At 48.8% G+C, this 12558-nt stretch carries 9 protein-coding genes; 2 read left to right on the top strand and 7 right to left on the bottom strand.

Annotated features, from left to right (window positions below; translation table 11 throughout):
* Positions 1–10 precede the first annotated feature (10 nt).
* A complete protein-coding gene (locus NST08_RS14245) occupies positions 11–571 on the top strand; it encodes a TetR/AcrR family transcriptional regulator (RefSeq protein WP_341341892.1) in 561 nt (186 codons plus the stop codon).
* 113 nt (positions 572–684) lie between these two features.
* Here the strand turns inward: NST08_RS14245 and NST08_RS14240 are convergent, their stop codons facing one another.
* The 7 genes from NST08_RS14240 to NST08_RS14210 all read right to left on the bottom strand — a co-directional run bounded on the left by NST08_RS14240 (position 685) and on the right by NST08_RS14210 (position 10926).
* Complete coding sequence (locus NST08_RS14240; RefSeq protein WP_213615415.1) at positions 685–1338, bottom strand: response regulator; 654 nt, start codon at positions 1336–1338, stop codon at positions 685–687.
* A 4-nt stretch (positions 1339–1342) separates the two neighbouring features.
* On the bottom strand, positions 1343–2542 hold the full coding sequence (locus tag NST08_RS14235; protein ID WP_341341891.1) for a sensor histidine kinase: 1200 nt from the start codon (positions 2540–2542) through the stop codon (positions 1343–1345).
* 54 nt (positions 2543–2596) lie between these two features.
* Positions 2597–2941 carry an Asp23/Gls24 family envelope stress response protein gene (locus NST08_RS14230; protein ID WP_341341890.1) on the bottom strand — a complete coding sequence of 115 codons (345 nt, stop codon included), beginning with the start codon at positions 2939–2941 and terminating at the stop codon, positions 2597–2599.
* Positions 2942–3562: 621 nt separating this feature from the next.
* Positions 3563–5806 carry a beta-glucosidase gene (locus tag NST08_RS14225; protein ID WP_341342631.1) on the bottom strand — a complete coding sequence of 748 codons (2244 nt, stop codon included), beginning with the start codon at positions 5804–5806 and terminating at the stop codon, positions 3563–3565.
* A 64-nt stretch (positions 5807–5870) separates the two neighbouring features.
* The gene (locus NST08_RS14220) at positions 5871–8705 is read right to left on the bottom strand and encodes an alpha-L-rhamnosidase (RefSeq protein ID WP_341341889.1); all 2835 of its coding nucleotides are present in this window, start codon (positions 8703–8705) and stop codon (positions 5871–5873) included.
* Between the two features lie 98 nt (positions 8706–8803).
* Positions 8804–9532 (bottom strand): AraC family transcriptional regulator, encoded by a 729-nt coding sequence (locus NST08_RS14215; protein ID WP_341341888.1) that lies wholly within the window; start codon positions 9530–9532, stop codon positions 8804–8806.
* Between the two features lie 35 nt (positions 9533–9567).
* Entirely contained in the window at positions 9568–10926 is a 1359-nt protein-coding gene (locus NST08_RS14210) for an MFS transporter (protein WP_341341887.1), read from the bottom strand.
* Between the two features lie 176 nt (positions 10927–11102).
* Between NST08_RS14210 and NST08_RS14205 the strand changes: the two genes are divergently transcribed.
* Positions 11103–12350, top strand: coding sequence for a helix-turn-helix domain-containing protein (locus NST08_RS14205; RefSeq protein WP_341341886.1), 1248 nt, complete (start codon positions 11103–11105; stop codon positions 12348–12350).
* Positions 12351–12558 lie beyond the last annotated feature (208 nt).

Raw genomic sequence — 12558 nt, 5'->3', positions numbered from 1 at the left:
ATGCCGATCGATGAAAAACAAAGAAAATCAGAGGGTCCGATTAACAAAAACTTTATTAAAAAACAGTTTGGTGGAATTAATGAGCTTCAAATCGATCCATAAGATTACCATCAAGGAATTATGTGAGAATGCCGGTATTAACCGTTCCACCTTTTATCTTTATTACAAAGATCAATTTGCTCTTCTGGAGGAGATTGAAGCGGATTTACTTTACCATATCAAAGAACGTGTTGCTAAAATCGATTCCAATTTAAGCAGCCTTCATTATTTACAAGAACTGTTAGCATACATTAAGGCGAATGCGGAAATTTTCAACATCCTATTACGCCGCTTGGAGAATTCCTCCTTCCAAATCAGCTTTATTGCTGAAGCAACTCACATTCTCAAGTTGAATCTGAATCTGAAGTGTTCGGAGAAGATTGCAGACTACATATATCGCTATTTGACAACGGGCTGCTTAAGCATGATTAACAAATGGATGGAAAGTGGGTTTGATTTGAGCATTGAAGATTTGTCCCATATGATGTTCCAGTTATCCGATAGTGCTGTTTTAAGGTATGGTCAGCCATAACTAAAGATCGAGTCGGAACAGGGGACACAATAAAAAAATCGTACGATAGGGTCTCCTATGGTACGACCAGGCAGATAGAGAAGTATGGGCAGACCAAGGCTAAGTGCGATGTCTTACAATTGAAGAATTCCTTTTTCGATTGATACAGCTACCGCCTCCGACCGCGAGTCGACTCCCAGTTTGTTATAAATATTGGTTAGATGAGCTTTCACCGTTCTTTCCGAGATTCCCAAATCTGAGGCAATTTCCTTATTTCGCGCCCCTCTTGCTATCGCTTGTAAAATGATTCGCTCTTTCGGAGTGACCTGGTAAGATGATTCGGGCACTGATGATGAGGATTGCCGATGGGGGCGGAATGCAAACACTCTTGACGTAATTTCAGGTTGCAGCAGCGTCTCGCCACGCAAGGCAGACTGGAGCGTTCGAAACAAGTTATCTCTGCTTGTATCTTTCAGCAGATATCCTTTGGCGCCTAGGGCTAGAGCATTCATCATCAGCTCGTCCTCATTATAAGTCGTCAAGATGATTACCGGTATTTCCAATTGAAGCTCTTTCATCTTTTCCAGCGTTCCCAGACCGTCCAATCCACCAGGCATATTCAGGTCTAACAAAATGATGTCCGGCTCGGCTTCCTTGATCAGGCCTATCGCCGACTCTCCCTCTTCGGCTTCGCCGATGACTTCATACTGCTCATCCGTTTCCAGAATCATTTTCAATCCTTCCCGTACCACCCAATGGTCGTCCACAATCAGTATCTTATGTTTCATGATCTTATCCGCCTTCCGATTCCTTTTTCTGTAATAAAATCTGAATACAAGTACCTGTTCCAGTACTCTGAATGTTTAAATGCCCGCCAATCAATCGAACACGCTCCTTTATGCCGATAAGCCCATAGTGTCCCGCTTGGTTACCGATGATGTCCGGATTAAATCCGATACCGTTATCCCGAATCGTCATGCGGAAGTTCCCATCGGTAGTGTCTTCCATTTGAACGATAACATCGGTTGCCTCGGCATGCTTTGCGATATTCGTTAATGCTTCTCGTAGTACATAGAGAAGATGCTCCATTGTCTTCCCGGACAAGCGGATCTTAACGGCATTATTTAACTTGACTGCAGTGCCTGTTGCAGAGGAAAATCGATGAACCTCACTCTTCACTGCATCCTGCCAATCAAGTTCAGGCAGCGTCCGAGCACGCAAATCATCAATGGCATTCCTTGCATCAGCCAACGTTCGTCTGGCCTGACTCATCGATTTGTTAACTATTTCCTTGGCACGCTCCAAGTTCCCTCTATTCAGATGCGCTTCAGTCGCTTCAAGTTGCATAATAAGCCCCGCCAGCCCCTGTGCAAGCGTGTCATGAAGATCTCTTGCCATTCGTTGCCTTTCGTTGGCGATAGTAAGTTGTTCGACCTGATCATGAGCTTGCTTTAAGTCCTTCAGAAAGAATTCTGTCCGCATCCGAGATTCAACTTGCCTGTAAAATAATATTGCATACGATATGATGATAATCGTCATAAAGATCATCAACGCAATAAATAGCAATATATCATTGGACCACTGCGTATTTAAAGTAAATATGCAAAAACAAGCGTACAGGATCACGAAAATCATGGATACAATGATTAACCTACGATAGATAGCCAAGCACTGACCAATTAATACGGGTAGCAGCCCGATCAACAGCGCCGGCATACCATCAGGCATCAAAAGGGCTGTACTGAAAATGAAAACGCCCTGGACGGTGACGTAAAGTAAACGAGAGACGGATACGACGACCTTCACATGCCAGTACAACGTCACATGGACGGCAATCATAACAAGGAAATAAATGGTCGGAACAACGACAGGATTGACGATCGTCTGCAACGTTATGGTTGCCGTGGTTACGAGAAGAACCCACAATACGATAGGAATCCTTGCGGCCGTTAAGGTAGTTTCTTTTCCAATCCAATTAGCGTTTAACTCCATTCTCTTCTCCTATCTTCATGATGTATATCTGCAAGATCTTAAAGTGAGTCTTTTCTATGATAGGGACAATCCTTCCACACGAACATGAACCGCAGCAACTGTAAGGCCGCTTAATTGTTCGATAGCTTCGCGGACGTTACGCTGTAAACCACGGCATACCTCGTGGATCTTCAACCCGTGTTGAACAATAATTCTCAGTTCAACTGAAACCATCGCATCTGAGATTTTTACTTGAATTCCCTTCATCATCCTTTTGCCGCTCAAATGCTTAACTGCTCCGTCCACAAGGCCAGCGGTCATCGATACAATACCATCTGTTGCTTTCGCTGCTGTGCCGGCAATCTTCGAAATAACCTGATCCGTTATGTTTATTTTCCCTATGGATGTGTGCAAAGTCATATGAGTACCCCCATCTGAATATGGATTGCAAATTAATCGGTTGTGTCATTCACTGTGATAACCTTCTTTACTATTCATTATACATGATCGATTCGTACTAGATATCGTACATAAGGGCAGATTACGCTGTACCATAGGGCAATAGTAATCGAGATACGAGTGAGAAGGAGCTCACTCCTCTCATTTGGTGCATTTGTTTTTAAATAGCGAAACGTTCTGGGACAGCGGTAAAATCGAAAGCTTCTCATCTATCCACATTGAATATCAAGGACATACGGCTTTATCGGATCAATCGGCATGTCATGCAAACTATACGCTGCAATTCGTGTACTTCTCTCATATACCCGAATTGGAATGGCGGATATGCTTGCAATACGATTACAAGCATAGAGAATGTGAATTGGATAAAGAACACCTCCTGTAAATATTAGTAACATAAAACCCATAAACGGGCTGGTATCATTGGGATGTGTATTGACTGTACAACAGGGCAAAGGGAATCGAGACGTCAAAAAGGAGTGTCGCATCCGAACACTCCTTAATAGCAGTTGTCACCTATTCCTTACCTTTATAAAAGAGCAAGACGTACTGAGACGTAGTAATCTCAAACAAATTATTAACTCAAGATTCCTCCTGTACGGCGTTGTTTAATTGGTCTAGCAGCCCCGCAAGCCCCTCTTCCGTTAAAGCACCTCCGGTAAACGGAAGCAGTGCCCGCAGCGGCATATAGCGCATCATAGCCATCATCATGTCGGAAGAAACAGCGTCAGACGACTGAGCAGAAGACGGTGCCATACTTTGCATTTGAGCCAAAACCGGCATCGCCACTGGATGGCTCATGATTTCTCCCAGCGTCGTGTTACGATGGAATTTCGGCACGATTTCGGTTGTGGATTGAACTGTTATCGATGCTTGCAGCCGAATATCGCGGGAGGAACTGCCGATCAGCACCTGGAATTCTCCCGTTTCGACATGCCAGTCCATGAGCTCCGTGTTGTAATATGCAAAGCTTCGCTTATCCAGCTCGAAGGTGACGGTTTTCTCTTCTCCTGGTTCCAACGCGACTTTAGCGAATCCCTTCAGCTCCTTCTCCGGACGAATTACCGCGGATTCCACATCCCGGATATATAGCTGAACGATTTCTTGACCAAACCTTTCCCCCGTATTGCGGACTTTCACGCTTACTTCGGCCGTCTCCTGATCAGTGATGCTGCTTCGGTCAATCACGAGATCGGAATAAGCAAACGTCGTGTAGCTTAATCCGAATCCAAACGGGAACAAAGGCTCGATCTCCTTCGCATCGTAGTATCGGTAACCAACGAAGATGCCTTCACGGTATTCGACCCGGTCGCCTTCGCCAGGAAAAAACGGATGGGAAGGATTATGTTTCAAATGCTTCGGAAACGTCTCGGCAAGCTTACCACTCGGGTTAGCGTTTCCGAACAGCAGATCCGCGATCGCACCGCCGCCAGCCTGCCCCCCTAAGTAACCTTCCAGTACGGCTGATACGCGATCGAGCCAAGGCATGACAACCGGCCCACCGTTGCTCAAAATTACCGCAACGTTCGGTTGCACGGAGGCGATCTGCTCGATCAACTGGATCTGGTTCTCCGGCAAGTTCAAATGATTGCGGTCATAACCTTCCGACTCGTACCGATCCGGTAATCCGACGAATAAAATTGCTGCTTCGGAATCAGCTGCCAGCTTCTTCGCTTCTTCCAGGAGCGCTTCGTCCGGATCATCGCTTTCCAGCGGATAGCCTGGCGAATACCGGATTTCAGCGCCGTCGGCCGTCTTCTCTATCTCCTTCCGAATGTTATCCAGCTTCGTTGGGTTGATATGCGAGCTACCTCCCCCTTGGTAACGGACTTGCTCGGCCATGGCTCCAATGATGGCGAACTTGCCCTGTTTCGGCAGGGGCAGCAGCCCGTTCTCATTCTTAAGCAGCACCATCGTCTCTCGAGCTGCTACCCGGGCGAGGCGATGATGCTCTTCCGGATCGTAGGCAGCATCGGCTTGCCGGTTGTCAACGGCTTTGAAAATCACCGATAGAAGCCGCTCCACTGCCCGGTCTAGCGCCGCCATGGTCAATTGTCCGTTTTCCACCGCCATGGCGATCTTGCGTTGTCCTTCGCCGTGGCTGGACGGCATTTCCAGCTCCATACCGGCGGCCACACTGGCCGCCGCTTCATTCACAGCGCCCCAATCCGACACGACGAACCCCTCATGTCCCCATTCTTCCTTCAAAATGCGGTTAAGCAACGTTTCGTTCTCGGAGCAATACGTCCCGTTCAGCCGATTGTATGCCGACATGACGGTCCATGGCTGCGACTTTTTGACGGCCATCTCGAAGCCGGTCAGATAGATCTCGCGAAGAGTACGTTCGTCCACCACGGCATCTGTCGTCATCCGACGATGTTCCTGGTTATTGACGGCAAAGTGCTTCAGGGACGTTCCCACGCCTTCGCTTTGGACTCCGGAAATATGAGCGGCCGCAAGCTCGCCAGTCAGATACGGATCTTCAGAGAAGTATTCGAAATTCCGGCCGCAAAGAGGCGAACGCTTGATGTTCGCGCCGGGTCCGAGCACAATCGAGACGCCCTCCGCCTGGGCTTCCTTTCCTATAGCTTTGCCGACTTTTTGGACGAGCTCGCGGTTCCAGGAACTCGCTAGTCCGACGGCCGACGGAAAGCAGGTCGCCGGCACGCTTTGGTTCAATCCCAGATGGTCTGACTCCCCGGCCTGTTTACGCAAACCGTGCGGTCCGTCGGTCATCGTAATGGACGGAATTCCCAGCCTTTCGATCGCTTTCGTCGCCCAAAAGCTGTCCCCCGAGCACAGACCCGCTTTTTCCTCCAATGTCATCGCAGCAATCAGTTCGTTAATATTTCTCACTTAAGCTTCTCCTCTCCTGATCATTCTCACCCTTCTAAACGATGGATAATGCGGTCAGCTTCTCATCCAAATCGTCGAGCATCGTTGCTTCCATCGGATAATAAGCCGACAGATCCCTTAACGAAGCCTCGCCGATCGAAGCTTGAAGCGTATCCGGGTTGAGTTCCATACCGTGCGGAAGCAGGCTTGCGATTAGTTCTTTTGCCTTTCCGTGATACAACAACTCGACTAGCGGCGTATGCGTGCTTAGCTTCTTGATGTAGCTTTTCGTCGGCGTATAGTGGATGACGTAGCTGCCGCTATTCAGCTCCAGATGGGTCTCCTCGCCATGCTGCGCCCATACGGCTCCGCTTGCCTCAAGCACAGCGCCGTTAATCGTGACTGCCGTCGCATTCGCTCGAGGCAAACGAACGTGAGCCGTAGCGTTGAACGGAATTTCAAATCGGAACGTTAGATTGCCGTCCTCGTCAAACGACCATTCGCTATGGTATAAACCTGCGGCAGTGTTAACGCTGCTTTTGACCCATTTCAACCGATAATCCGGGTTCGGAGCCAGCACGGCCCGGCGGAAACCCGGCGCCTCTTCAGTCGGATTGATCCCCGCCACCGTCCGATACATCCACTCGGCGATGGCCCCGTAAGCATAGTGATTGAGCGAGTTCATGCCCGTGCCGCTGATCGTTCCGTCCGGCAAGATCGAATTCCAGCGCTCCCAGATTGTCGTAGCCCCCAGCTTCACGGCGTAGAGCCAGCTCGGATAGTCGTCATTCAGTAGCAGCGTGTAAGCCAGATCGTTGCTGCCGTTATCCGACAGGACGCTGTTTAAATACGGGGTGCCAACGAAGCCGGTGCGCAGATGGTTGCGGTCGATCTTCAGCCGTTTGCGTAGCGCCTCCGTTACTCTCGCTTTGAAGGCGTCCGGAACGAGGTCCATGTACAACGCGACAGCGTACGCGGTTTGCGTATCGAGGGCCAGGCGTCCATTTTTGGAGAAAAACTCGTCCTCAATTGCGGCCTTCACTTCCTCTGATATGCGCCCATAATAATCGGCTAATTCATCCTTGCCGAGCACTTTGGCCGCTTTCGCCAAGAGGAGCGAGGAATGCCGGTAGTAAGCGGAAGCGATAAAGTCCGTGTCGGTACCGCCCATAGGGGAATCGGGATTGCTGCCATCGAGCGCCAGCCAATCACCGAAGTGGAAGCCGGTCGTCCACAGCCTCCGTCCGCCGGATTCCTCGTCGGCCCGGATGATGTAATCGACCCACGCTTTCATGCTCTCGAACTGGTGTTCCAGAATCGCCTTGTCCCCGTAATGAAGGTAGACGTTCCACGGAATGATCGTCGCCGCGTCAGCCCAAGCGCTGGAGCCGCCGCCCTGCACGTTCGCTGCAGGAACGACCATCGGGACCATCCCGCCGCGTTCCTCCTGCTCGCGCGCCATATCATAGCCATACTTACGGAAGAAAGCGTATGAGTCCATATTGAAGCAGGCCGTCCCCGAAAATACCTGCGCGTCTCCTGTCCATCCCATGCGTTCGTCGCGCTGCGGACAATCCGTAGGAACGTCCAGAAAGTTGCCCTTTTGTCCCCAGAGGGCATTCAGGAACAACCGATTTACGAGCGGATCACTCGTTTCAAAGCTACCCGTCTCCTCTAAATCAGAGTAGAGAACGCAGCCCGTGAAGTCATCCGGATTCAGTTCGCCAGACCAGCCTTCCACCTTAACGTACCGAAAACCGAAGAAGGTGAAGTATGGCCTAACGACTGCTTCGGTGCCATCGGCTATATAGACATATTCGGCCTTCGCCGTTCGCAAATTTTCATTATAGAAATTGCCGTCCTGCAGCACTTCGCCGTGCTGAAGCCGGATGACCGTCCCTTTCGGCGCAGTCGTGCGGAAGCGGAGCCAGCCGACCATGTTCTGCCCCATGTCCAACACCGTCTCACCCGCCGGGGTCCGAATCACTTGGGCCGGCTTGAGCTCCTCTTTGACGACGACTGGCAAGCTCAGCCGCGCCGTAAGCCGGTCATATCCGAGATCGCCTTCGCGAACCGGGAAGATGTCGGACGACTGGAAGGTCGCGTCGAACACTTCCCCATCGTACAGATTGCCGCTCATGATTTTGTTTTCGGCTGCCGTCCAATCTATATCCGACTTGATGACAAAGGTCGTTCCATCCTCATAGGTCACTACGATTTCACATAAAAGGGCAAATTCATCACCGTAAATCTTATCCGTATATCCCTCAAAACCGAATCTTCCTTTATAGAGTCCGTTGCCGAGACTGACCGAAATTCGATTCTCCCCTTGCTTAAGCAACTCCGTGACGTCATACGTCTGATACTGAAGCCACTTGTGATACGCGTTGAAGTGAGGCGCAAAATATTCGTCACCGGCTTTGACGCCATTCATCTCCATTTCATATAAGCCTAATCCGCACACATAAGCGCGCGCCGAAATTACTTTACCATTAATTTCAAACTGTCGGCTAAGCACGGGATGAACGTCTTTGTCTAATTCCGGAACGATCCATTTTGCCGTCCAAGGTTCGTTCAGCTTAGCCGTCTCAAACCAGGCTGTTTCGCTGATGGCAAAATCGCCATTGTCCGCCCATACTGTTACGCGCCAATAGTAGCGGGTTCGGGGCTCCAGTTCGATCGGCAATTCAAAATTGAGATTGTCAATGTCTTTGCTTCTTCCGCTATCAAAGACGATGGTCGAAAACGCTATATCTAACGCAACTTCGATACGTGCTGCAGCTTGCTTCTTCCCTTCGGTACCCGCGACGACATAAGAAAACCTTGGTTTTTCAAGCGAGAACCCAAGAGGGTTGGTGATCCGATTTGTTTTCATACGAGTAATGTACATGTTTTTCTCCTTTCTTGATGGATCTTTTGTTAGAGTTGACCCTTCACTTCCTACACTAACAAGACCGTCGGCACAAAACTATATGAGAACGCGCCAAACTATGTAGCATTCCTGTTCTGACCATGCTGGCGGAATACTCCAGGCGTCATTCCGCAATAGTCGCGGAACAATTGGTAGAAATGATACATATCGTAGATACCGACATATTCCGCGACCGTTTGTACGCTTAGCCGGGTAAATTTAAGTAAACCGCAGCTATGGCGGATACGGATTTCCTGCAGAAGCTGTTTGAATGTCCTTCCCGTCATTGATTTAAATTTCCGTTGAAAATGACGTGTGCTCATGGCTGCAAGCCTGCTAATTTCGCCCACGGAAATGGGGTTCATAAACCGGTGTCCCATATGATAAAGTGCTTGATGGATCGGACAACTGACATCCTCGAATGGTTGCAGCTTTGCTTTGACCGGATTGGAAAGAAAAAAATCCATGAAGCGCGTCCATATCGGAATCAAATCCCCCCCGGGAATATCCCGCGATGTTTCCTGATACGGGGACATGATTTCAAGCAACTGGCGCAATTCCCCTCGATGCCCGGGAAGCACCTTCCACTTCATTGGAAGAAACGGTGCAGCCATCCCGAAGCTTTCCGTACGGTACACGTACTGGTTCATCTTCAAAGGAATCATCGCATGATCAAGCTTCATTTCATCCACCGGAACAATATACAACTCTCCTGGAGTTACGCGCACGTTCATGAAACCCAAGTCATGTCTACCTTCTCCTTCATTGATGTAAACAATGATCAAATATGGCGAATTCTCATTCATGAGGATACCCCCTTATACTACGGTACCACATCGTGTTACCCGATCATTTCTCTCCTGCGTTCCAGATCGTCCAAGATGCGCGTATACTGCTTCTCCAGAGAGTAAAATAGGAGCAGTATGGCAATACAGATATAAATGACTAAAGGAATGTAGATATTAAACGTGATGATCATCTGCTTCGCCGATGCCGTCTGAACTGCCATTCCTTCCTGGTAATGTCCCCAGGCAAGCATCCAGCCGATGATCGCTGTTCCGAACGCCGTCCCTATTTTGCCGCCGAAGGCGTTCAAGCTGTTGGTCAATCCGACAATCCGCTGTCCGTGCTTCCACTCGCCATACTCGATCGTATCGGTTCCGAGCGGGGCAAGTACAACCATGAGCGGTATCATACCAAACGTTTGCAGCACGGAGCCGACCAGTCCTAACGGGATGTTTGTTAGATCGACTAGACGGACGGCGATGCCAAGCACGCCGATCGCAAGTCCGATAACCGCTGTGTTACGTCTGCCGAATCGTTTGATCAACGGTCCGGAAAGCAGAAAGACGACAACAACGGGAATGAACCCGATTGCTCCCATGATACCGACAAGGTTCTCGTTGCCCCAAATGTATTTGGCAAAATACAATCCAGCCGTGTTGGACAACGCGAATAAAATATTTGACAGGATACTGATGGCAAAGATGATTAACCAATATTTGTTCGTCAACAGCAGCATCAGTCCCTTATGGAAAGGCAAGGTTTTCTTGACTTCGCCGGATTTCTTCAATTCCCCGGTGCTGTATCGCTCTTTCGTCGAACGGAAAGCGATATAGGTCCCGGATGCGGCGATGACGGCGAATATCGCAGCGAGCAGCGTCCACTGCAACGGCCCGCCTCCCATCGCGTTAACGATCGGAATAAATCCGATGGCCACGACCATCCCCGCCAAATAGCCGAATGCAGCACGAAATATACCCATCAGCGATCGATCCGCAGGGCTTTTTGTCGTAAGCGCCATCAAGCTATTGTACGGAATCGCTATCGGTGTATAAATACATACGAAAAAAATCAGATTCGTTACCACCGCGTAAACAACTTTAGCTCCCGGGCTTACGTCAGGTACGGAAAACATAAGAATGATCAGTACGAACAACGGAATGGACATCCACAGCAGCCATGGCCGCGCTTGCCCGTGCCTGGAACGGGTCCGGTCAACCACAACGCCCATCCCGATATCCGCAAAGGCATCGATCACTTTGGTCAACAGCATAATTGTTCCAACCAGCCCAGCAGAAACTCCAACGATATCGGTGTAGTAATACGTAATGAGGCCGAGCAAACCAGTTGCTATATTCAGCGAAAATTGCCCCATCGCGTCGCCCATCAGTGCCTTGTTGCTTAATTCTCTTTCCATATGTTGCCCCCCATGAGTATCTTGAAATTTACGTTGAACTCATCCATTGGAAAGCGCTTTCCACTTGAGTATACAAGATGGTTTTACATAGAAATATAACGATTTCAAGCTTTATATTGATTTTTCAATAACCGTTTTGTTAAACTGAGTTCATCCTTCGAAAACGGGTGATTTTCATGGTACTACCTACGGATATCAACTACGCAGCCAAGCTTCTTTATGACGCTTACAAAATTCCCGTTCAGTATGTGGACGCGTTGCAGGGCATTATTATCGACCACCGATTTCATGGAAGCATCAATCCGGTGTACCCTTCAACCCAGGCATTCATTGCTAGCTTGTTGGGAGAAGAAGACGCTCTTGAGCGCCCCTTGCTCAAGGTGAGCAATTTCATGGAACACTATCTGTTGCTTCACGTTGGTAAACAGAAAAGGACGGGAACTTTGATTATCGGCCCTACATTGGCGACAAACGTTTCGAAGGAAGTCATAGAAGGGATACTTCTGGATCATCAGATTCCTTTATATATCCAAGAAAAGATACAGTCTTACTATGGTCAATTGGCCCGAATCAGTCTGGACGAATGGCTTCATATTGGGCAACTTGCCGTTTATTTATTATTTCAACAGAAGATCGACAAGCTTGCGTTTGCCGAACCGAATCTCTCCGTGAATCTGGAAATTGCTGTGGAAAAGGACTTGCAGTCTCGCAGGCTGGAAGCCGACTTTCACATGAATCATCGGCTTGAGCAGCAAATCTGGCATTGCGTTCGCGATGGGGAGCTGAGTAAGCTGACCGAGCTTTTAAACCACATCAAGCCCGAAGGCTGGGGGCTGTTATCGAAGAAAAGTCAGATCCGGAATATTAAAAATCAAGCCATCGTCTCGGTTGCGCTCGCCACCCGCGCAGCGGTGGAAGGTGGGCTCTACCCGGAAATCGCTTATACTATGAGCGATGCGTTCATTCAGCAAATCGAGGATACCAGCGAAACAAATCGAATTTATTATTTGTCGAACAAATACTTGCACGATTTAACCGGTCGCGTTCATGCCAATAAACAAGACGCCCAATCTCGGGCTGTGGCCGTTTGTAAAAATTACATTTTCGATCATTTATTCGAACGTATCACCGTTCATACGCTCGCTCAGCTCGTGCGGCTGCATCCGGTCTACTTGTCGCACTTGTTCAAGAAAGAAACCGGGTTCCCCTTAAACCAATACATTCAACGGGAAAAGATCAGGGAAGCGCAAAAGCTGCTGGTGCAAACGGATCTTTCCGTCACCGCAATCTCGGGTCTGTTACAATTCAACGATCAAAGTTACTTCACCAGTACTTTCAAAAAGCTGACTGGCGTCACTCCAAAGCAATATCGGAAGAATCCTCAGCCTTCCTTGCCGATCTCAGCGGATCGCAACTTTGAGTAACATAATGTCAAAGCGGCATAGATAATACATGCCTATGCCGCCAAGCTAAACCGATATTCAACTTCAAATTTCGTGTCAAAATACTTTTGCTTGCTTAAAGAACATGTGGCCGTTTACAAGTTCACGGATTCATTGTGATCTGGCAATAAATACGTCCAAGTAATGGAAGGATTATACTTCAACTCAATAGTCACATCGTCTTAGCACA

This window comes from Paenibacillus sp. FSL K6-1566, assembly GCF_038050475.1.
Lineage (GTDB): Bacteria > Bacillota > Bacilli > Paenibacillales > Paenibacillaceae > Paenibacillus_AQ > Paenibacillus_AQ lactis.
Note: the sequence above shows the minus strand (reverse complement) of the source record. Positions and strands in the feature narration are given on the sequence as shown.

Bases quoted from the DNA above. Each gene is read 5' to 3' on its own strand.
- NST08_RS14245 (WP_341341892.1), top strand. From the start codon at position 11: ATGAAAAACAAAGAAAATCAGAGGGTCCGATTAACAAAAACTTTATTA.
- NST08_RS14240 (WP_213615415.1), bottom strand. From the start codon at position 1,338: ATGAAACATAAGATACTGATTGTGGACGACCATTGGGTGGTACGGGAA.
- NST08_RS14235 (WP_341341891.1), bottom strand. From the start codon at position 2,542: ATGGAGTTAAACGCTAATTGGATTGGAAAAGAAACTACCTTAACGGCC.
- NST08_RS14230 (WP_341341890.1), bottom strand. From the start codon at position 2,941: ATGACTTTGCACACATCCATAGGGAAAATAAACATAACGGATCAGGTT.
- NST08_RS14225 (WP_341342631.1), bottom strand. From the start codon at position 5,806: ATGACATTGGAGGAAAAAGCGGGTCTGTGCTCGGGGGACAGCTTTTGG.
- NST08_RS14220 (WP_341341889.1), bottom strand. From the start codon at position 8,705: ATGTACATTACTCGTATGAAAACAAATCGGATCACCAACCCTCTTGGG.
- NST08_RS14215 (WP_341341888.1), bottom strand. From the start codon at position 9,532: ATGAATGAGAATTCGCCATATTTGATCATTGTTTACATCAATGAAGGA.
- NST08_RS14210 (WP_341341887.1), bottom strand. From the start codon at position 10,926: ATGGAAAGAGAATTAAGCAACAAGGCACTGATGGGCGACGCGATGGGG.
- NST08_RS14205 (WP_341341886.1), top strand. From the start codon at position 11,103: ATGGTACTACCTACGGATATCAACTACGCAGCCAAGCTTCTTTATGAC.